29 protein-coding genes and 1 riboswitch are annotated in these 20,354 nt (G+C 42.1%); of the genes, 10 read left to right on the top strand and 19 right to left on the bottom strand.

Features of this window, described 5'->3' with window-relative positions:
• Positions 1-3: 3 nt before the first annotated feature.
• From MKY83_RS05820 to MKY83_RS05800, 5 genes are all read right to left on the bottom strand, one after another.
• On the bottom strand, positions 4-261 hold the full coding sequence (locus MKY83_RS05820) for a stage VI sporulation protein F (protein ID WP_003212292.1): 258 nt from the start codon (positions 259-261) through the stop codon (positions 4-6).
• A 138-nt stretch (positions 262-399) separates the two neighbouring features.
• A complete protein-coding gene (locus tag MKY83_RS05815; protein WP_003212017.1) occupies positions 400-537 on the bottom strand; it encodes a YjcZ family sporulation protein in 138 nt (45 codons plus the stop codon).
• Between the two features lie 84 nt (positions 538-621).
• Positions 622-843, bottom strand: a complete 222-nt coding sequence (locus MKY83_RS05810) for a hypothetical protein (protein WP_335365315.1) — start codon at positions 841-843, stop codon at positions 622-624.
• 86 nt (positions 844-929) lie between these two features.
• On the bottom strand, positions 930-1,058 hold the full coding sequence (locus MKY83_RS05805) for a hypothetical protein (RefSeq protein ID WP_258395192.1): 129 nt from the start codon (positions 1,056-1,058) through the stop codon (positions 930-932).
• Between the two features lie 71 nt (positions 1,059-1,129).
• The gene (locus MKY83_RS05800) at positions 1,130-1,480 is read right to left on the bottom strand and encodes a DUF1360 domain-containing protein (RefSeq protein WP_044140434.1); all 351 of its coding nucleotides are present in this window, start codon (positions 1,478-1,480) and stop codon (positions 1,130-1,132) included.
• A gap of 177 nt (positions 1,481-1,657) precedes the next feature.
• On the opposite strand from MKY83_RS05800, the gene MKY83_RS05795 reads away from it, so the two are divergent.
• The 5 genes from MKY83_RS05795 to MKY83_RS05775 all read left to right on the top strand — a co-directional run bounded on the left by MKY83_RS05795 (position 1,658) and on the right by MKY83_RS05775 (position 4,278).
• The gene (locus MKY83_RS05795; protein ID WP_342488308.1) at positions 1,658-2,044 is read left to right on the top strand and encodes a spore coat protein; all 387 of its coding nucleotides are present in this window, start codon (positions 1,658-1,660) and stop codon (positions 2,042-2,044) included.
• 44 nt (positions 2,045-2,088) lie between these two features.
• Positions 2,089-2,424, top strand: a complete 336-nt coding sequence (locus MKY83_RS05790) for a spore coat protein (RefSeq protein WP_342488306.1) — start codon at positions 2,089-2,091, stop codon at positions 2,422-2,424.
• Positions 2,425-2,512: 88 nt separating this feature from the next.
• Complete coding sequence (locus MKY83_RS05785) at positions 2,513-2,992, top strand: spore coat protein (protein ID WP_113768431.1); 480 nt, start codon at positions 2,513-2,515, stop codon at positions 2,990-2,992.
• A 146-nt stretch (positions 2,993-3,138) separates the two neighbouring features.
• Positions 3,139-3,630, top strand: coding sequence for a CotY/CotZ family spore coat protein (locus tag MKY83_RS05780; protein WP_003211658.1), 492 nt, complete (start codon positions 3,139-3,141; stop codon positions 3,628-3,630).
• Positions 3,631-3,834: 204 nt separating this feature from the next.
• Positions 3,835-4,278 (top strand): CotY/CotZ family spore coat protein, encoded by a 444-nt coding sequence (locus tag MKY83_RS05775; RefSeq protein ID WP_044140422.1) that lies wholly within the window; start codon positions 3,835-3,837, stop codon positions 4,276-4,278.
• Between the two features lie 36 nt (positions 4,279-4,314).
• Here the strand turns inward: MKY83_RS05775 and MKY83_RS05770 are convergent, their stop codons facing one another.
• The 10 genes from MKY83_RS05770 to MKY83_RS05725 all read right to left on the bottom strand — a co-directional run bounded on the left by MKY83_RS05770 (position 4,315) and on the right by MKY83_RS05725 (position 13,262).
• A complete protein-coding gene (locus MKY83_RS05770) occupies positions 4,315-4,929 on the bottom strand; it encodes a spore coat CotO family protein (RefSeq protein ID WP_342488305.1) in 615 nt (204 codons plus the stop codon).
• A 114-nt stretch (positions 4,930-5,043) separates the two neighbouring features.
• Positions 5,044-5,820: an enoyl-ACP reductase FabI gene (fabI, locus tag MKY83_RS05765; RefSeq protein WP_342488303.1), complete on the bottom strand. Its 777-nt coding sequence runs from the start codon at positions 5,818-5,820 to the stop codon at positions 5,044-5,046.
• 149 nt (positions 5,821-5,969) lie between these two features.
• Positions 5,970-6,776 carry a bifunctional hydroxymethylpyrimidine kinase/phosphomethylpyrimidine kinase gene (gene thiD / locus MKY83_RS05760; RefSeq protein ID WP_282061880.1) on the bottom strand — a complete coding sequence of 269 codons (807 nt, stop codon included), beginning with the start codon at positions 6,774-6,776 and terminating at the stop codon, positions 5,970-5,972.
• Positions 6,777-6,792: 16 nt separating this feature from the next.
• Positions 6,793-7,806: a thiazole biosynthesis adenylyltransferase ThiF gene (locus MKY83_RS05755; RefSeq protein ID WP_044139613.1), complete on the bottom strand. Its 1,014-nt coding sequence runs from the start codon at positions 7,804-7,806 to the stop codon at positions 6,793-6,795.
• On the bottom strand, positions 7,803-8,570 hold the full coding sequence (locus MKY83_RS05750; protein WP_185107543.1) for a thiazole synthase: 768 nt from the start codon (positions 8,568-8,570) through the stop codon (positions 7,803-7,805). Before MKY83_RS05750 ends, MKY83_RS05755 begins: the two co-directional genes overlap by 4 nt.
• A 4-nt stretch (positions 8,571-8,574) precedes the next feature.
• Complete coding sequence (thiS, locus tag MKY83_RS05745) at positions 8,575-8,778, bottom strand: sulfur carrier protein ThiS (protein ID WP_044139614.1); 204 nt, start codon at positions 8,776-8,778, stop codon at positions 8,575-8,577.
• Complete coding sequence (thiO, locus tag MKY83_RS05740) at positions 8,775-9,887, bottom strand: glycine oxidase ThiO (RefSeq protein WP_044139615.1); 1,113 nt, start codon at positions 9,885-9,887, stop codon at positions 8,775-8,777. The genes thiS and thiO overlap by 4 nt, the downstream gene beginning before the upstream one ends.
• Entirely contained in the window at positions 9,871-10,488 is a 618-nt protein-coding gene (gene tenI / locus MKY83_RS05735) for a thiazole tautomerase TenI (protein ID WP_044139616.1), read from the bottom strand. Before tenI ends, thiO begins: the two co-directional genes overlap by 17 nt.
• The gene (gene tenA / locus MKY83_RS05730; protein ID WP_044139617.1) at positions 10,463-11,173 is read right to left on the bottom strand and encodes a thiaminase II; all 711 of its coding nucleotides are present in this window, start codon (positions 11,171-11,173) and stop codon (positions 10,463-10,465) included. The genes tenI and tenA overlap by 26 nt, the downstream gene beginning before the upstream one ends.
• Positions 11,174-11,251: 78 nt before the next feature.
• Positions 11,252-11,361, bottom strand: a riboswitch (TPP riboswitch).
• A 59-nt stretch (positions 11,362-11,420) separates the two neighbouring features.
• On the bottom strand, positions 11,421-13,262 hold the full coding sequence (locus tag MKY83_RS05725) for a monovalent cation:proton antiporter family protein (protein ID WP_065098850.1): 1,842 nt from the start codon (positions 13,260-13,262) through the stop codon (positions 11,421-11,423).
• Positions 13,263-13,424: 162 nt separating this feature from the next.
• Here MKY83_RS05725 and prpE point away from each other — a divergent pair, with 162 nt between their 5' ends.
• On the top strand, positions 13,425-14,168 hold the full coding sequence (gene prpE, locus MKY83_RS05720) for a bis(5'-nucleosyl)-tetraphosphatase PrpE (RefSeq protein WP_113768423.1): 744 nt from the start codon (positions 13,425-13,427) through the stop codon (positions 14,166-14,168).
• A 42-nt stretch (positions 14,169-14,210) separates the two neighbouring features.
• Here prpE and MKY83_RS05715 read toward each other — a convergent pair whose 3' ends face one another.
• From MKY83_RS05715 to MKY83_RS05700, 4 genes are all read right to left on the bottom strand, one after another.
• Complete coding sequence (locus tag MKY83_RS05715) at positions 14,211-15,077, bottom strand: RluA family pseudouridine synthase (protein WP_342488302.1); 867 nt, start codon at positions 15,075-15,077, stop codon at positions 14,211-14,213.
• A gap of 44 nt (positions 15,078-15,121) precedes the next feature.
• On the bottom strand, positions 15,122-15,922 hold the full coding sequence (locus MKY83_RS05710) for an NAD kinase (protein ID WP_003211364.1): 801 nt from the start codon (positions 15,920-15,922) through the stop codon (positions 15,122-15,124).
• 65 nt (positions 15,923-15,987) lie between these two features.
• Positions 15,988-16,617 (bottom strand): GTP pyrophosphokinase family protein, encoded by a 630-nt coding sequence (locus tag MKY83_RS05705; RefSeq protein WP_044139621.1) that lies wholly within the window; start codon positions 16,615-16,617, stop codon positions 15,988-15,990.
• A 33-nt stretch (positions 16,618-16,650) separates the two neighbouring features.
• The gene (locus tag MKY83_RS05700; protein WP_044139623.1) at positions 16,651-17,016 is read right to left on the bottom strand and encodes a hypothetical protein; all 366 of its coding nucleotides are present in this window, start codon (positions 17,014-17,016) and stop codon (positions 16,651-16,653) included.
• A 236-nt stretch (positions 17,017-17,252) separates the two neighbouring features.
• On the opposite strand from MKY83_RS05700, the gene MKY83_RS05695 reads away from it, so the two are divergent.
• From MKY83_RS05695 to MKY83_RS05680, 4 genes are all read left to right on the top strand, one after another.
• Complete coding sequence (locus tag MKY83_RS05695) at positions 17,253-17,828, top strand: CYTH domain-containing protein (protein WP_044139624.1); 576 nt, start codon at positions 17,253-17,255, stop codon at positions 17,826-17,828.
• 25 nt (positions 17,829-17,853) lie between these two features.
• A complete protein-coding gene (locus MKY83_RS05690) occupies positions 17,854-18,621 on the top strand; it encodes a lytic transglycosylase domain-containing protein (protein ID WP_003212377.1) in 768 nt (255 codons plus the stop codon).
• Between the two features lie 274 nt (positions 18,622-18,895).
• A complete protein-coding gene (locus tag MKY83_RS05685; protein ID WP_008355333.1) occupies positions 18,896-19,294 on the top strand; it encodes a thiol management oxidoreductase in 399 nt (132 codons plus the stop codon).
• Positions 19,291-20,202 carry a ClpXP adapter SpxH family protein gene (locus tag MKY83_RS05680; protein ID WP_044139627.1) on the top strand — a complete coding sequence of 304 codons (912 nt, stop codon included), beginning with the start codon at positions 19,291-19,293 and terminating at the stop codon, positions 20,200-20,202. Before MKY83_RS05685 ends, MKY83_RS05680 begins: the two co-directional genes overlap by 4 nt.
• Positions 20,203-20,354 lie beyond the last annotated feature (152 nt).

The following is a 20,354-nucleotide window of genomic DNA, read 5'->3' as shown; positions in this document are numbered from 1 at the left end:
TGTTTATTTTTTGTTGTTCATCATTTTAGCGATGGTATTGAAATCAAGCTTTTCTTTTCCACTTGTAATCGATTGAACGATTTTGTCTTCCATTTCTTTCGGTACACGTTTATTCGCAAGCTGTGCTACTTTTTTAATGACGCCTCGAACTGTTGCTTCATCTTTAAAGTTGGCATTTTGCAAAGAACCTGCAAGTTTAAAAACGTCGTTCATATTCACACCTGTTTTATTTTCAACGCTTTTAAAGAATTTATTATCCATTCATTTGCCTCCTCTTTGTGGAGTAATCACCTTACTATATGAAAATAGGCGAGATATGTGCCTATCCTAAAGCCTTGTTTGCCCAAAGAGAAAGGAAAGCAAAAGGCTCCCCTATTGCTTCCCTCACCTTCTTACTGTTTAGTTAAAGAAAGAAGCACCAACGATGATTAGAAGGATGAAAAGCACAACGACAAGAACAAATGTTGATCCATATCCGCCGCCATAACCTCCGCCGTAGCCGCCGCAAGAACCGCCACCGTAACCGTAACAACTCATATATAAGCACCTCCTCTTCTCCCTTACAAAATATGAAAAATACAACAAATGGTTTGGACGATCACATAAAAAAGTGCGGAATTTTTATTTCTGCTGTTTAAAGACGTAATCTGCCTCTCCATGACGTATCATGAATGCTTCTGTTTCTTTCGCAAAAGCATCCATCTTCACGCCAAATGCTTTTAAATGCTCCTCAAGATCCTTCGCTTTATCCGTTAGATCCATTTCAACCTTTTCATGCGCTTGCTCTTTCCCATCATGGGGTTTAGTGAACAAGGAACCGATTAATTGTTCGAATGCATCCATTCTGGTCACCCCTTCTCTCTTACATATGCATCACTCAAAAAAAGGGCAACAAAAAAACCGGATAAATCCGGCTTTTGTTTTCTCTTCTATTGAGGTTTCTTTTTCTTTCCACAGCCGCAGCCTGCTTTTTTAATTTTCTTCGTATAAACAGATTGTTGATTTGACTGCGCTGGATAACCTTGAAGCATGTGTGACGGTGTTTCATTTGGTTTCATCGCAACCCTTCCTTTCCTCTTCCATGATAGTATATGCATTTTTTAAAAGCGTGTCTGATCAGAATGCCTGTTTATTTCACCAGCTTTGAGACGATCGCTTCAATCATGCCTGCTGCTGCGGCAATCGCTAATAGTAAATTAAGCCACATGCTAATGACAGGAAATAATATGTATATCAGAAGTAAAGCAGCAGTGCACCACATGCCAGTACACCAATAACAGCTTAACAGCTCTCCTACCCAAGACCGCAGCCCTTTACCTTTAATGATAATATATGTCTCTACTTCACCTTGTTCATTGACCTCTTCCTGTTCTTCATGAAATAAACGGCGGAAAGGAGCAGTAATGGTATCAAATACAATCAGCCTCGTCAGTCTAAAGGATGCGAGGGCAAACACGACAAATGACAAAGCACCGCTCAGGAGCCTCCACCTCCTTCTTTCTTTTTTTTTGCGTCCTTTCTTTATATATGCAAAAAGAATGAACGCCATGATGAATCGAGCGGAAATAAAATTGGGTTGTACTTTTTCACACTTTCCGATTCCACCTTGAGCCTCTGCTGCATTAAATAATGTATAGATAAGAAAGGAGTGAAAGTATTGTCTATTGAAGAAAGTGCTGATTTATTATACACACAACTGTTATACGAACTAATCAGCAATTATGATGATTTCATTGAGATCAAAGATTCCGAAAATGTCACAATTCATAAAACAGATGTAACAGCCGCACTCTCCCTTCAAGCGACCGTAACGACAATCATTACTCTTTTAATCCAACTTCTTGTACCAGACGATGAATTGGCTGCAGACATCACAGATCAGCTTTTAGCCACACAACAAGTAACAGTCCAAAAGAAAACTGTGATCCAAATCATCAATTGCTATAACGTCACGATTACATTATCAGATGCATCTATTATGAACTCTGTCCAAATTCTCACTCAAACATTGAATGTACTCTTAGTTGAAGCCGGCATTCTTTGACCCTTTCTTTTTCTAACATTATGTATGAAAGAGGTGAAATAATCGTGGCTGAAGAGAACGAAAAAAAGGAGTTTCAAATCAACACTGATGTTGATCCATTAACGAGCCTTCTTGTAAGTGATATTTTAAACAAAAACAATATCACAGATGATCAGAAAGCAAATATTTCAGATGATCAAAGAAGAATGATTTTGAAATTAGTTGAGGACTTACAAAAGAAAGCAGATGAATTCGTACAGCAGCAGCAGGAGAAAAAAAGGCAGGCAGAGTCAGCAACACATGTGGAAGAAGTACAGCCTGAACCAAAAGTACGTCCAAAACGAAATTCACTTCGAGATCGTATTCAGCAGCGCCGTGATGCGCAGCGAAACAACGATTAAATAAAAATGGGTTGCCTGCTAGGGTAAATGCCCGAGACAAAACCATTCATTCCAGCATTTAATAAAGTAAACGGAAGGAGGAATAGAAATGGATTCTAAACCATACTCTTGGGTCGCTCTAGATCGTAACTGTACACACCACGGCGATTACAACTATGAAAGAAAAGCAGTTTGTGACGGCCACTATTATGATGATGAAGATGTCTTGCAAGACTTTGATCAAGTGAGTTTTACAAAGCAGACATCTGAGGAAGTCATTATCGTCAGAGACTCTTGTGACATTAATGTCTCTTCTGTTGATGCACAGGTTGCAGCATCTATCCAAGTAGCTGTTCAAACAGCGATCATCACCATTACAAATATCTCAATCGCAGACGGTGATTTAGCAGACCGCGTCACACAGGATCTTTTACAAGCTGCTACTCACAAACAAACAAACCGCCAAAAACTTGTCATCGAAAATTCAAGAAACGTTACAGTATCGACAATCGATGCGGACATCTCAATCGCAATCCAAACACTTACACAAACACTTGTTGCGACAATCATTGCGATCGGTATCCTCTAATGTACAAAAGCAGAGCGAAAAGCTCTGCTTTTCCTTTTATAAAAATACAACAAATATAAATAGTCATTTACCCACACCAACTAGAGGGCGCATACATATGTTGTTAAGGACTAAAGTCAAATACCTTGTTAAAGGAGCTGAAATCCATGAGCTGCGGAAAACACCATGGCCGACATGATGAAAACTGTGTATGCGATGCGGTTGATAAGATTTTAGCAGAGCAGGAAGCTGTAGAAGATAAATGTCCTACGAGCTGCTACAGTAATTTATTAAGCCCAACCGTTTCTGGAAAAGATACGATTCCGTTTTTACTTTTCGATAAAAAGGGCGGATTGTTTTCTACTTTCGGAAACATTGGAGGATTTGTTGACGATTGCCAATGCTTCGAATCCATTTTCTTCCGGGTTGAAAAATTACACGACTGCTGTGCTACGTTATCTGTATTAAGACCTGTTGATGTACACGGACATACGCTAAGCGTTTGTCACCCTTGTGACCCTGACTTCTTTGGTCTAGAAAAAACGGACTTTTGTATTGAGGTTGATCTAAACTGCTTCTGCGCAATCCAATGTTTAAACCCAGAACTAGTAGACAGAGTCATGCCATCGAAAGATAAAAAGCATCATCACCACGGCTAAATCAACCGCCATTGATCTCACTTGTCATGAGTCAAAGCATCCCCTTCCTTACGAATGACAGTCAATCATGCGGAGCAGTCAGCATAAGAGCTGCCGCTTCCGCATTGATTGTAAGTAGAAGTATCAACCGGCAAAACAAAAAGCTTGTAGATGATGACAGTGCTCAAACACTCAAATAAATTTCCTAGTATAGGAGGGTTGAATATGAGCCGCAAACATTCATGGAATTGTGTAGCAGAGGCTGTTGAAAATATTAACGACTTACAAAATGCCGTCGAAGAAGAATGCCCGACCAGCTGTTACAGCAATCTCCTTTCTTCATCCCATTCATTAGGTGACACTGTCCCGTTTGTTCTCTTTACATCCAAATCAAAACCATTCGTCGCATTCGGAAACGTCGGAGAAGTAGATGCAGGTCCTTGCTTCAGCACTACATTTTTCAGAGTCGAACACATCTCTGACCACTGCGCAACACTCAGCTTGCTTATCGCATTTGACAAAGACCGTCATATTTTAGATTTTACAGACAAAGATTCCGTATGTGATGTGTTCCGATTAGAAAAATCGAAGTATTGCATTGAAGTAGATCTTGACTGCTTCTGCGCAATCGAGTGCTTAAATCCACGACTCATCAACCGTAACTGCTAACAAAAAAAGTCCCTCTATGGGACTTTTTTTTATTTGTTAAAAGCCAAGCGGATGAATTGAGGAAATTTCATCTATTGCTAATTCAACTGGATTTCCCCCGCCTGCTGTTCGAATGACCACTGTATCTTCTTTTCGATCCATGATAATCCCTCTATATGTTTTACCAGCAGCTTCAATCAGGCAAAGGGCTCTTGGCATATTATGAGGCAGGCTTGTGAGAAAATCGACTTTTTCGTCAATGCTCATCTGACTTAAAGGCTTTTTCACTCGTTTTCTTCTAGGTTCTTCTTTTGTTTCATGAAATACACCTTCTGGCGGCTTCTCCTCTTCTCGCTGAGGTTTTCGTTCTTGTATAAGCTCTGGTTCTTTTATGATGTCTTGTTCTTGGGTAAGCTCTGCTTCTTGCATCATGTCTTGCTCTTGCTGACGCTCAGGCGGCTTTGCTTCTTTTTTCTTCTCGATTTCTTGAGCCACGGGTTCCTCGTGTGTACTTTCTTCGATCTTGTCTTTTTTACTCTTAGAAATTTCTTGTGATTTTTCTGATTTCTTTCGCTTTCTCACAATATTTTGCATGGCCGGCATTGATTCATCATAGCTCGGCTGAACAATATACATAAGCGGCTTCTGGTTCTCATCACCTTTATTTGACATACTAATCCCTCCCGAATGATTCATTCCTTATATATATGAGCGGACGCCTCAAATCAGAAGAAAAATAAAAAAACAGCATACCCTTATTCGGTATGCTGCAAATCAATTAGTTGTTTAGCGAGCAATGATATGGAAGCCAGAATCAACATGCAGATTCTCACCTGTCATGCCGCGTGATAGATCACTGAATAAGAATAGAGCTGTATCGCCAACTTCTTCAGGAGTCGTTGTACGACGAAGCGGTGCACGCTCTTCAATATCCTTCAGAATGGTATTAAAACCACTGATGCCTTTTGCAGACAGCGTACGAATTGGACCAGCAGAAATACTATTCACACGAATACCTTCTGCGCCTAAATCAGCTGCTAAGTATTTCACACTTGCTTCAAGTGCTGCTTTCGCTACACCCATTACGTTGTAGTTAGATACTACACGCTCTCCGCCTAGGTATGTAAGCGTGACAATGCTTCCACCTTCTGTCATCAATGGACGTGCTGCTTTTGCTACAGCTGTTAAAGAGTATGCACTAATGTTGTGCGCCAAGAGGAAACCTTCACGGTTCGTGTTTAAGTATTCACCGACAAGCTCTTCTTTGTTTGCAAATGCAATCGCATGCGCAACGCCATGAATGACTTGTACTTTTTCTTTAATTGTAGCGAAACATTTTTCGATTTCTTCGTCACTTGTCACGTCACATGGAAGAATGATTGAATCATCACGCTCAAGTGTGCTTGCAAGTTCTTTTACAGATTTAGCAAGACGATCTCCAACATAAGTAAAAATCAAACGAGCTCCAGCTTCGTGAAGTGAGCGGGCAATTCCCCAAGCGATGCTTCGTTTATTGGCAACACCCATTACCACGATATTACGGCCTTCTAAAGAAAAGTTCATATGTAATAAAGCCTCCTATTTTTTCAAGACATAGTATTAGTACCTGATCATAATATTATCACAGATCAAGAGAGAATGACAATTTCCGCTGAAAGAAATTTCTTTTTCATCAAAAAACCGTCCTCGCAAATGAAGACGGTTCGATTCTCTTATCGTTTGAGCCGGTTTTGCTGATAAGCAAAATGGTTGGTAGGTCCGTGTCCAGCCCCAATATTCAAAGGGAACTTGATGGCTTCATGGACAAAGGTTTCTGCTGTGTCAAAAGCCTCCCTCATGGAGGATCCTTTCGCTATTTCAGCTGTTAATGCCGCTGCAAACGTGCAGCCTGTGCCATGTGTATGCGGTGTATCAATATGTTCATTTGTGACTTCTATAAAGCCTTTTCCATCATACAATAGGTCTGTAATCATCCCGCCAGATGGACCGTGACCGCCTTTGATCACGACATGCTTCGTACCAAGCTCATATAAACGCTCCGCTGCTAGATAGCGATCTTCTTTTGTCTGAATGCGCACATCTGTCAGCACTTCTGCCTCAGGAAGATTCGGCGTTACAGCATAGCTGACAGGCAGCAAGTGTGTTTTCAACGCTGAGACCGCATCTTCATTTAATAAAGAAGCGCCTCCTTTTGCGATCATCACTGGATCGACAATGAGCTTCATGTCATATTGAACCGTTTTTTCAGCAACTATCTTGATCATGTCTGCGCTCCACAGCATTCCTGTTTTGACGGCATCTGGCAGTAAATCCTCTGCCACTGCATCAATTTGACTTTCTAACGCCTCGTTTGAAAGCGGATATACTCCGTGAACACCTAGTGTGTTTTGTGCTGTAATCGCTGTGATCGCAGACATTCCGAACACACCGAGCTCCTGAAAGGTTTTTAAATCAGCTTGAATGCCTGCTCCGCCGCCAGAATCAGAACCTGCAATTGTGAATGCTTTTTTGATCGTCATTTCATCACACCTCTCATTAGCCAATCCATTGATGATAAATGGTTCTTGCTTTTGCCACATCATTTGTGCCATGGACAAGGGCTCTGCCGTCTTTAAATAAGACAAGCTTATATTCATTCTTTTGACAGGAAAGCAAATACGGATTTTCAAGAACATCCATCCCTGCTTTCTTTAACCGAAGAGCCACTTCGTGTAACGACGGCGGGGTTTCGGCTGCACTGCGGATTTGGACCGTATTGCGGCCGCATAGTACATCTGCTTTCGCTCTCTTGTCATAGGAGAGAAAAGGATATGTCTTCAGTCCGCAGCTTGGACATTGTTTCTTCTTTAAGGAGCTGGTTGATCGGATGTCAGACCGCTCATTGGTCCATAAATCAAACGATCTTAAAATTGGCGTCACTTGATGACCTGTTAAATACTTCAGGGCATCTGCCACTTGATATGCTGCCACCTGCTGCACAACTGGACTAATGATACCGGCTGTATCACATGTCATGCCTTGTGCAGGTAAATGTTCAAGCAGGCAGTGTAAACACGGTGTTTCATCAGGAATGACAGTAAATTGAATACCATAGCTGGCGACGCAAGCTCCATAAAGGAATGGAATTTGATGTTTGACAGCTGCATCATTAGCGATCATTCTCACCTCGAAATTATCCGCTGCATCGACAATAATTGAAGCGCCGCTGACCAGTTCATCAATATGTTCAGCGGTCACATCGACGACGATTCCTTTGACCTGCACGTCACTATTTATCTGTTTGAGTCTATTTTCAGCCGCCACGGCCTTTGGCAGCCGATCCTGCACATCTTGCTCTGTGTAAAGCTGCTGACGCTGAAGGTTGCTCCACTCAATATAATCTCGATCTAAAATGGTGACAGAACCAACGCCAGCACGAACGAGCATTTCCGCACTAGCTGTTCCAAGCGCTCCCGCACCAATAATGACAGCCTTTGAGTCATTTAACCGCTTTTGCCCCTCTAGTCCAATTGGCTGAAAGAGCTCTTGTCGTGAATAGCGTGTGCTCAAAATGCCGGCATTCCTTCCTGCGGACTGCTTGCTGTCCCATAGTTTTTCAAAGAAATACGTCCCGCCTCGAAGCCTAGCCTTCCTGATTCAATCGCCAGCTTCATGGCTTTTGCCATTTTCACAGGGTCCTTTGCACCTGACACAGCGGTGTTCAGTAATACAGCGTCAGCCCCTAGCTCCATCGCATAAGCCGCATCCTTTGGAGAGCCTACACCAGCATCAATAATCACCGGTACCTTTGCCTGCTCGATAATAAATGAGAGATTCAGAGGGTTTAGTAAGCCTTGCCCTGAACCAATCGGCGAAGCACCTGGCATGATGGCATGGACACCAAGCTCTTCTAATTTTCTTGCCAGTACCACATCATCAGATGTATATGGAAGCACGATAAATCCTTCTTCGAGTAGCATTTCGGATGCTTTTAACGTTTCGACTGGATCTGGCAGAAGAGACCTTGAGCAGCCAATGACTTCTACCTTGATCATGTCACACAGTCCAGAAGCCTTCGCTAAACGAGCAATTCGAACTGCCTCTTCCGCTGTACTAGCACCAGCTGTATTCGGAAGCAGCGTATATTTTGATAAATCAAGCTGCTCCAAAAAGTTTGGCTGAGATGCTTCGAAAATGTTCATTCTTCTCACAGCAAAGGTTAATATTTCTGCTTCTGATACGTTCACGGCTTCTTTTTGAACTTCAAATGATGGGTACTTCCCTGTACCAAGTAATAATCTAGATGTGAATGTTTTCCCGCCAATGTGCAGCATGTTGTCATCCTCCTCCTACAAAGTGAACGATTTCGATCGTGTCATTAGGTTCAATTTTCACTTGTTGAAACGCTTCTTTATCAATAATTTCTTGGTTCTTTTCCACAATCACTACTCGATTTTCAAGCTGATAGTCTGATAGCAGGTCATAGATCGTTCCATTCTCTTGTTCGAAATCAACGATTCTGCCATTCAATTGAATTTTCATACAAACAGTGCCTCCTTTCGGCCAATACGAAATGCGTGAAGCCATTCCGTTTTGACCGGCTCACCTAATATCAGGTCGCGAATGATTTCTCCAGTAATCGGGGCAAGTAAAATACCATTTCTGTAATGCCCTGCAGCAAAAAGAATACGCTGATCTTCTGGATGTCTACCAATGTAGGGATGCCGGTCACTTGTCGCCGGACGAAGGCCAGCCCAGCACTGATCAATCGGCATCTCCTTGATCGAAGGCATCAGCTGTGACGCCTTTTGAATGACAGCTTCGATGCCGCCAAGCGTCGGAACAGTTTGCCACTCGTTTGGCTTCATCGTTGCGCCAACGACCAGTTTGCCGCTATCTCGTTGAACGATGTAACAATGATCATGATAAATGGTGTGTTGGAGTGCTGGACCATGATTCCATACAGACACACATTCCCCTTTTACTGGATAAAGAGAATGAGATAATCCAAGCTCTTCAAAAAAACGGCCAGACCATACACCACTTGCTACAGTGAGATCATCACATGTGAATGTTCCCTTCGTTGTTCTAATCGCTAACTCTTCTTTCTCCCGCTTCACTTCGATCACGGGTGTACACTCTTTCACTTCTGCCCCGTACCTGACCGCCGCCTGCCAAAATGCCCGGCATACCGCATAAGGTTCGACATGAACATCCTCTTTAATCAAACCTGCTCCTAAAATGTTCTCTGCTATTTGAGGCATGCATTTTTTTACGCTGCTTGCGTCAAGCCACTCAAATGTAGACAAATGCTGCATCCGGCAAAGTGCTTGTTTCTCCTCTTCTGAAAAGGCTACCTTCATGATACCGCCCGCTGATGTTCGAATATCAATGCCAGATTCATGCTGTAGATCGACTTTTAACTTTTCGTACAATGCCTGGCTTGCTCTGCCTACTTGAAAAAAAATATCCTCATGACCCTCTCCTTCAGCATGTGCACCGAGCATCCCAGCAGCCGCACTTGTTGTTTGCTTCCCTACCTCATTCGCCTCAAGTAAGACGACCTGCTTTCCTGCTTTTGCAAGGTGATAGGCAATGGACATCCCTATGATTCCACCACCAATGATTGCAACATCATAATGCTTCTTCATAAGGATGCTCCTTTACTTGTTTAGAAAATGCTTGTGCCATCTTGCGCGGCTGATGATGAGTAAAAATTCCAGACATGACAGCAATCCCTTTCACATTCGCATGTCTCAATTCTGGAATGCGGTCAGGTGTCACACCACCGATCGCCACGACTGGAATAGATAGTAGAGATGTCAGTTCTTTCACAAGCTGTACGCCTCTTGCCTGAAGTCCTGGTTTACAAGTGGTGTCATATACGTGCCCAAATATGACATACTCTGCTCCATTTTTCTCAGCTGCTTTCCCTTCTTCTATCGAATGAACAGAGACGCCCGCATGAAGATGAGGGAATTTTTTCCGCAGCTCTTTTGGCGAAAAGCTATGGCCCGGGAGATGTACCCGGTGAATATTGGTGAGCAGCGCAACGTCTACTCTGTCGTTGATGATGAGCTTCTCTTTCGGTACACCTTCTAAAAGGAGACCTTTCACGAGATCAACAAGCTCACTTGCTGTTTTAGACCGTTCCCGGATATGAATAAAATCCACTTCAGGTGCAATGTTTTTTATTTGTTTGATCAGCTCACCCGCAGGAAGCGAATCATTTGTCACTGCGTGGAGTTCCATTTGCACCAACCCCATCTAAACATGCTGTTTGCCACAATTCTTTTTGATACGCCATCTCCCAGAAATGGTATTCGTAATAGCTAGAAATCACAAAATTTTCTTTCATATTGGTCCGTACATGTTCTGGTGCTTTTTCGGCTAGTTCATCAAAGCGGTTGACCTGTTCAAAGACGAGTTCCTTAAACCAATCCCCTCCATATGTCAAAATCCATTCTTGATAAATCGGATGGTCAGGTGTGGTTTGTTTCAGCTTTTCACCCACCTCATAATAAAGCCAGTAGCACGGCAATAACGCAGCTAAAATCTCTTCGAATCGTCCACTTTTCACAGACCGGTACATATGTGAGGTATACGCGTAAGCAGTGGGAGAAGGCTTAAAGTTTTCGATGGCTTCATCTGAAATCTCTAAAAGCTCTGTAAACTTTCTATGCAGCGACAGCTCCGCTTCATACGTTCCCTGCGCATGATACGCCATTCTGCCCGTCGTATGTAAGTCCTCACTAATCGCCGCTCCATATGCTTGCACCTTTGCAAAATGAGTTAAATAATATGAATCCTGCATCACATAATACGTGAAACGATCGAGTGACAGCGTGCCATCTCCAATTCCTTTCACAAAGGGGTGTGTAAAGCTTCCATTCCACCATGTTGCTGCTGCTTCTTTACATTCAATTGAAAACGTCATGTTCCTCTCCTCCTGTTTTTCCATATAAAAAAGCCACTTTCCGCGTGGAAAGTGGCTTGGAATTTGTCAAAAACATAGTCAAAAACCGCACCACTTCCCTACGCAGGTATGAACCTGTTCAGGTAATGAGGGTCTAAAAGTCGATACTTTTATCTCAGCCCTTTTAAAGGACTCCCCTAGTGGATCAAATATATGATGTTGTACTTCTATCTTAATCAGGAATTGTTCATTGGTCAAGGGTTCATTCTCACTCTAATTGGGCTCTAAGTCCTGCTACATACTCACGAGAGCCCGACACAAGCACACGGTCACCGCTTCTAAGCGTCGTATCTCCATGTGGGACTAAACTGTCTACCCCTCTGAAAATACGGACAAAGACCAAATCGCCGGTAAACGGAAATTCCCTCAGCATGACATTGTGATAGCGATGATTATTCATTTGAATTTGATACAAGGAAGTATCCTCATTTGTTAATAATCGAATCGCATCCGGTGCTTCAATCAAGGCTCTTAGCACCGTTTTAGATGATAGGAAATTAGAAAACGTATCAATGCCCGCTTCCTTCAATGTCAGCTCTGCCTCAGCTTTGCTCACACTCGCAATGACTTGTTTCGCTCCTTCTTCCTTTGCAAATAAAGCAATTTCCTTATTTTTCGTCTCACTGCCTGTTGCGACGACGAGGACATCCTCCTGGCCAACGCCTGCCTTTCGCAGCGTCTCATCATCGTACTCTTCAATCGATTCGACTTCAAAGATGGAGTCGGCAAGCATCGCTTCTTTATTTTCTTGAAAGACATGCAAAATTCGAATATCATATTCATCCTGATGTAAATCGAGTGTGACAGGTAAGGTCAGCTGATTTGCACCAATAAAGGTCACACGTTTTTTATGGCTCGCAGCTTGCTCTTTTTTAAACAGCGCTTTAAACCAGACAGGCGTTAATATACTTGTGAGTATCGCGACTAAAATCAGCGCGCCGGACATTTTATGATCAATGACTCCGAGCCGCTCCCCGATCGTCGCAGCTGCAATGACGAGTGATAATGTCGATGTTAATAAAAAGCCAGAACCGATCACTTTTTTCATGTCATACCATTTTTTCAAATAAAGAATCGGGATGAGCTTACTAATCAATAATGCAATAAATAGCAGCGGGATCATGATCATAATGGTTGGGTCCTTGAACAGTGCCCATATATTCAAATCCACGCCGACCATCACAAAGAAGATGGGGATCAAAAATCCGTAGCCAAATGAATCCAGTTGCTGGACAAGCTCTTTATTCGGCGAAAGAAGGGACACAAGTACGCCCGCTAAAAACGCTCCAAGAATATTTTCAGCACCGAGTGATTCAGATAAGGCAACTAAGACTATAATGAGAGTAAAGATCGCCCTTGTCCCAATTTGCACGGTCCCTTTTGACATGGACTGAAAAATTGACTTTGTCTTAAATACGCGGCCAAATAAATAAAGAAGGATGCCCGCAGCAAATAATAAGAGCAGAAGCCACATATTCCCTGTACCATCGCCATAAATAGAGGAAAATACAGCAAGTAAAATCATCGTCACCAAATCAGCAATGACAGCGACAAGCAAGATGATTTGACCGATATTCGTCTGCATCAACTTTTCCTCTTTTAAGGTGGGAACCACTACCCCTAATGAGATCGTCGATATAATGAGCGTCATTAAAAAGGCATTTTGGATAAACCCTGCAAGGACAAACGCATAGGACAGAATAAAAGAAATACTAAATACGCCAAGAAAAACAATAGTGGCTGCTTTAAACGTATTCGGTTCTTTTAGACCATTTGGTAGTTCTCGTGCTTTCTTCTTTGACTCGAAAGAAGAAAAATCTATTTCAAGTCCACTTAAAAACATCAGAAAAATAAAACCGAGCATGGATAACGTATCTAACCATGCATCATGTTCAACAACCAGCTGAAGACCGCTTTTTCCAATGATGAGCCCCATGATGATTTCAGCAACAACGACCGGAATGGTCAGCTTAAATCGGTGCAATAAAAGTGGGGTGAAAAAGGCGACAATAATAACGACAACGAGTGATGAAACAGATGTATGCTCCATTGGCTAAAGCCTCCTAACATTGATGTTTAATCTTCTAAGGTTTACGTTAAAGCATTGATTCTAACAATTGCCTAAACGAAAAGAAAGCCATTCGTTATATGTTCTAAAATTCAAACTTCTTTAGCCCCGATGAATGGATGAGAAAAATCAGGAGGAAATCTTATGGAATTTGATATCATTGGTGATATCCACGGCTGCTACGAAGAGCTGCTTACCCTCATACACAAACTAGGATACGAACTCAAACATGGATTACCCGTCCATCCTGATAAGAGAACGCTAGCCCTTGTCGGTGATTTAACAGATCGAGGACCTCAGTCTGTAGATGTGATGCGATTTGTCATTCATGCCTACTCACACGGCGCGATCCGCTACGTACCTGGCAACCATTGCTTTAAGCTTTATCGTTATTTAAAAGGAAATCCGGTGAAATTACTTCATGGCATCGAAACCACAGTGAACGAAATAAAAAAGCTGCCCCTTCATGAACAAACCAAATTGTCACATGAATTTAAACAGCTATTTGAGAAGGCTCCGCTTTACGATGTACTTATTCCTGATGAACTGATGATTGCTCACGCAGCGATGAAGGAAAAGGACATTGGTAGAAAGCCGAACAAACAGATGCGATCCTATCTATTATTTGGCGCAGTCACAGGAGAGACGTGGCCGGATGGACGACCTGTGCGGAAGGATTGGGCAAAGGAATATCGCGGAAAACCATGGATTGTCTACGGACATACACCAGTGAAAGAACCACGATTTGTTGGCAGAACTGTCAACATTGATACAGGCTGCGTATTTGGCCACCGGCTGTCTGCCCTCAAATATCCTGAGCTTGAAACGGTTTCTGTTCCTTCCTCTATGCCTTATGACGATTCAAGGTTTCAGCATTTCACATCATAAAAAAACCCGGCCCTGCGCTTGCAGGTAGCCGGGTTTCTCTATTTAAAGCAGCAATGATTTCATGTCTTCAGGAAGCGGAGCCGAAAATGTCATTACCTCTCCAGTCATCGGATGAGGAAAGACAAGAGTCTCACTATGCAGTGCCTGCCGGTTCATCCGCTCACTCGTTCCGCCATATAACGTATCTCCGATGAGTGGGTAACCAAGATACTGCATATGAACACGAATTTGATGGGTTCTCCCCGTTTCAAGTGCTAGCGTCACATCTGACATGTTCAACTCAGCGTCCACCGCTCGCACTGTAAAATGCGTCACAGCTTCCTGTCCAGTATCATCGACCATTCGCTCAATGATACTATCTCCTTTTCGGGCAATTTTTGCACGAATGGTTCCATGCTTTTCTTTGATCATGCCATGTGTAAACGCTCTGTATGTTCGTTTGACCGCTCCACTTTTCTGCGCTTTTGATAAAAGGCTGTGGGCAAAACGATGCTTGGCCACAAGCATGACGCCAGATGTATCACGATCAAGACGATTCACTAAATGAACTGTCAGCCGAACAGACTGCTCTGCATAATGGTGCAGCAACCCATTTGCAATACTGTGCTCTGGGTGCTCCCTAGAAGGAATGGACGGGATATATGGCTTTTTATTTAGCACAAGGACATGCTCGTCCTCAAATAAAATATCAAGCGGAATCGAAGCAGGCTTTAGCCCTTCACTCACTTTTTCCTGTGGGAATAAAATGGTGAGCCTGTCTCCGTTATGCAGCTTGTATCTCACAGTCACATGCTCTCCATTAATGAGAAGATCACCGCCTTCAAATTTAATATCCGTCAGCATTCTTTTCGAAATGCCAATATCTATTAAATAATCCTTTAAAAGCAACCCTTCTTCTTTGGCTGTCATGGTTTTGTTTAGTGTAAAGTATTCCAGCGAGAACGACCTCTTTCTTATTCTCCTTTTCCGATAAAGGAATCTTGCACCCTTTTCCAAAACGGAAATGGTCTAAATCGGGCAAAGCGGACATTCTCGTCTGCTACCCGGCATTGAATGGATTTGACATCCTTATGAAGCAGCGTCAAATGATCAATGGTTACCTGAAAATCGACATCATTCCTCGGTTTTATGACACAAGTATGGTGGTCTGGTAAAATAAGCGGCGAACCGACCGTTCTAAACACTCTGTTATTGATTGAAGCCATTTCTGCCAGCTGAATGGCTCTAATGGAAGGATGAATAATGGCGCCCCCAAGTGCTTTATTATAGGCTGTACTGCCAGACGGTGTAGACAGACAAAGACCGTCACCTCTGAATGTTTCAAACAGCTGACCCCTAATTTCAACATCTGCCACAAGTGTCCCTTCCATACTTTTAATCGTACATTCATTCATGGCTAAATATTTCTCTTCTCTGCCACCGTCGTTGTATCTGACAATGACTTCTAAGATCGGATATTCCACAATGTGATAAGGGGTTTTCGCAATAGCTAAGACGAGTTTTTCAATTTCACTTGGCACCCAGTCAGCATAAAAACCAAGATGACCTGTATGAACACCGACAAAAGCTGTTTCATTCAGACGGTCGCTATAACGGTGAAACGCATAAAGAAGGGTGCCGTCTCCACCAACCGTAATGACAAGATCTGGTTCCTCTTCATTGAGTTCCATCCCGAAATCCAATAAGTAGGTCTGAATTTTACTTTTAAGTGTGTCAGATACAGAATTCCCTTTCGAAGAAACTGCAAATTTCATGAATTCTTCTCCTTTTCCACCTTGCTGCTATGAGAGGGCAGCATCATATTTGATCAAGCACAGGCTCAGCTATCGTTTTTCTTTTTCCGGGAAAATGCCACTTGTGCTTCTTGAATTTCCCCTCTAATTTCAGACATCTCATCATCAAGAAGAGATGCTGCCTCAGAAGCTCTTTGAAGGCGCAGCTTGACTTTTTCCGGGATATTCCCGCTATATTTATAATTCAGAGAATGCTCAATGGTCGCCCAAAAGTTCATCGCAAGTGTACGAATTTGGATTTCGACGAGGAGCTGCTTCTCTCCGTTGATCGTTTGCATCGGATATAACACAACAAGGTGGTACGAACGGTATCCGCTTTCTTTATGCTCTGCAATATAGTCGCGTTTATCAACAACCACAAAGTCTTTTCGTGACTGGAGCATTTTTTTCACGACTTGTATGTCTTCTACAAACTGGCACATAATGCGAAGCCCAGCAATATCCTGCATCGTTTCGATTTCATGCATTGGGATGTTTTTACGCTTTGCCTTTTCTAATATGCTGGCAACAGGTTTCACTCGGCCTGTAACAAATTCTACTGGTGAATGGTCATCCTCGAATTCATATAGCTTTCGAATGCCTTTTAGTTTCACTTTTAATTCTTCGACTGCTTGTTTATACGGTGCGAGGAATTGATCCCATTGTTTTTTGTCCATGAAACTTCCCCCAATTCCATATACCTAATTATTTCAGAGGAATGTGCTCTTCACTTTCTCTTCCATATCTCCGTAATTGGCATTGTCTTTAATATTGTCGATTAAATAATGTAATTCTTGATGAAGCTGAATGAGTTCTAACGAATGTCCTCCCGCTGTCAAATAGACAGGGATGTCAAGATTCATTGCTTCTTTTAATGGAGCCCATGTATGTTCCCCTAAGATAAGATATGAAAAGGACTGCTCGTTTTCAAGTATGTAAACGAACGCAAAGTGATCAGAATCAACAAGCATTTGTCCTGATGCTTTTGCTTTTTGGATTTGCTCTTCTGACTTGGTCGTCAAAATCAGCCTGTCTTCTTTTAAAGTTGCTTCTGCGATTTCAATTCGGTTTTGCATCATGATCTCCTTTACAACAAAGTACAGCTTTATTTTATCATATCAAGTTCAATATTGATAAACCGAACTTATTGAGAAAATCCTATTTTCTTCTTATAAATGATCCTTTCACGTAATTATCCATTGATTTTGGCACATGTGGAAAGAGAAATAATAGATAAAAACAGTCTTTTACATGATGAACATACTTCATGTACAATAATCATATTTCCTCTAAATGAAAGGTTGATGTCAAAATGGCACAGGAAATTGAAATAGAACTAAAGCAATTGTTAATGAAAGAAGAATTTGAACAGTTGAAACAACATTTTCAATTGAAGGATTCGGATTTTCACACGCAAACCAACCATTACTTTGATACACCTCAATTTGATATAAAATCTCAATTCGCTGCATTAAGAATGAGAGAAAAAAACGGCCAGTGGGTTCTCACGTTAAAGGAACCACACGAAATAGGCTTGCTCGAAACCCACCAAACGATCGCTCCTCCTTCAAGCCTTGACGATTTTCAGCTACCAAAAGGTGAAGTGGCTGATAGGCTAGACCATCTGAACATTCAAAAGGATCAAATTGTGTATTTTGGTTCACTAGAAACGTCAAGAGCTGAAAAAATGATCAAAGAAGGCTTAATTGTTTTGGATCACAGCCGATATTTAACAGTAGAGGACTATGAACTTGAATTTGAAGTGAGCGACCTGGAAATCGGACAAGCCGCATTCTCCGCATTGCTCCAAAAATTCCAAATCCCTGTACGAAACACGAAAAACAAAGTCGTACGTTTTTATGAAGAGAAAATGAAAACACAGAAATAGATGAATTCCTTGAAGGAGGAACATGATGAACGTCAATCAACTTCAATCCTTTATGCAGCTCCAAGCGCTTAAAACATTACAATCAGACCCTGGACAAACGCAAATGCCGGGCGGCCAAGAATCGAATGCTCAAGCTTCCTTTCAGTCGCTGCTGCAAGATTTTTTAGGCGGATCAGAATTATCACGTCTGCCGCTTTCAATTTCTGCATTTATGGGAACGGACCCATCAACGGCTCCGAACACGCAATACGCGCGTACAAACCCATACTTATCTGCTATCGCTGGCGGTGAGCAGCTTCAAGCTCAACCTTCATATGCGAATGACGCTCAATTGAATACAGCGAATGGTATTGGAAATGTCTTAAACAACAGCTACACGCCGCCGCTTCAAAAGGCTGTTTCAAGCGGCTCATCATCAAAAGAAATTAATCAAATTGTGTCACAAATGGCTCAAAAACATGGTGTTCCAGAAAAGCTGATTCATGCGGTCATCAAGCAAGAATCCGGCTATCGTACGAATGCGGTCAGCCATGCAGGCGCGCTTGGTCTTATGCAGCTTATGCCATCTACAGCTAAATCACTTGGCGTGAATAATGCCTTTGATGCGGCCCAGAACATCGAAGGCGGCACGAAGTATATCAAACAAATGCTTCAGAAATATAATGGAAATGTCTCACTCGCCTTAGCTGCTTATAATGCAGGCTCAGGAAATGTTGATAAATACGGCGGCATTCCACCATTTAAAGAAACACAAAATTATGTAAAGAAAATCACAGCACAATATTTCGCTTAAACCGAAGAGAATAACCTCTTCGGTTTTTTGTATGTCGCTTTTCACCCTTTTTTGACTGAATGTGTTATGATATGGTCAATTGATCACGGAACCCGCCTCTCCCCTTATTTCCAATAGACCAAAGCGGTTTGTTTGTGGAATTGAGATGAGGTTGTTAAAATAAGTACAAGAATAGAAACATTAAAATAGAACAAACTGAATATCACTTTTGAAATAAATAAATTCACAATAGGGCGCTTCATCCTATTAACTACGAGTAAAAGGAGTAGTCAACATGGTACAATCGTTTAACGCACCTTACGAAGCGGTTGGAGAGGAACTTCTATCGCAACTTGTTGATACTTTTTATGAAAATGTAAAGTGTCATCCTTTGCTTCATCCTATTTTCCCGGATGACTTAAAAGAAACAGCAAGAAAACAAAAACAGTTTTTAACGCAATATTTAGGCGGACCCCCGCTTTATACAGAGGAGCATGGCCACCCCATGCTACGGGCGAGACATCTCCCTTTTCCGATTACTGAGGAGCGGGCTGACGCATGGCTTGAATGCATGGAGGATGCAATGGATCAAGTAGGATTAACCGGCGATATTCGTGACTTTTTATTTGAGCGGCTTTCTTTAACGGCTCGTCATATGGTCAACCAAACACCTGAAAAGGATGGACGATCTTGAGCTGCAATACGCACGATCAATATTTCTCACACTGTCACGGACATCCTCAAAAGCCGATTGAAATTTATGTATTCATTGACCCTCTAAGTCCAGACTGCTGGTTATTAGAGCCATCCATTAAAAAATTGAAAATGAAGTACGGCCGTTTTTTCACTTTGCGAACGGTGACAAGCTCTAGTATTAATGCATTGAATCGAAAACGAAAAAAGCATTTACTGACCGAAGCGTGGGGGAAATTTGCGACCAAAACTCAGACAAAAAAAGAACAAATGCTGTCTGAACAAATTGTGACTTCACCTTATCTCGCCTCGCTTGCATTAAAAGCGGCTGAACTTCAAGGCAGAAAATGCGGAATGAAATTTCTGCGTCTCATTCAAGAATCACTTTTTTGCCATCAGCAAGATGTTACAAGTGAACATGTACTGCTAGAAAATGCAAAAAGCGCTGGACTAGACATCGAGGAATTCCAGCGCGATATTCATTCTCAAAGTGCTGTCAAAGCACTAAAATGTGATATGAAAATTGCCGCTGAAATGGACGTGTCTGAGCTTCCGACCTTTGCCTTTTTTAATACAGTAAACGGAGATGAAGGATTAAAAATTTCAGGTGCGTACTCTTATGATATATACGAGGAAATCCTTTTTGAAATGATTGGTGAAAAACCAACACCTTCAGAACGGCCTCCAATTGAATGGTTTATTGCTTACTTTCAATTTGCATCTGCCAAAGAGATTGCGGTTGTTTATGACCTGACACTTGAAGAAGTTGAACGAGAAATGAAAAAGCTAGCTTTCGCTAAAAAAGTCGAACGTGTACAAGTGCATCAAGAAATGTTTTGGCGCTATAAAGAAGATGATCATCATTCAGATCTTGATGTCTATCGCTGTGAGAATGAACATGGGTGCTGACCCATGTTTTTTCTTTACCTCAAAAGGGAACATTTGTTCTTTTTTAAACCACGAAGAAACCGCGCCGGGATAAGCGCGGTTTCACTATGTCTTAACGACAACAAAGGGGATGGGAGAAATTTTTCACGGTCAAACAAAGGGGTAATGTTTGT

The sequence above is a fragment of the Bacillus sp. FSL M8-0266 genome, from assembly GCF_038613425.1.
In the GTDB taxonomy this organism is placed as follows: Bacteria; Bacillota; Bacilli; order Bacillales; family Bacillaceae; genus Bacillus; species Bacillus pumilus.
The sequence above is the reverse complement of the archived record's forward strand: the minus strand, read 5'-3'. Positions and strand labels throughout refer to the sequence as shown.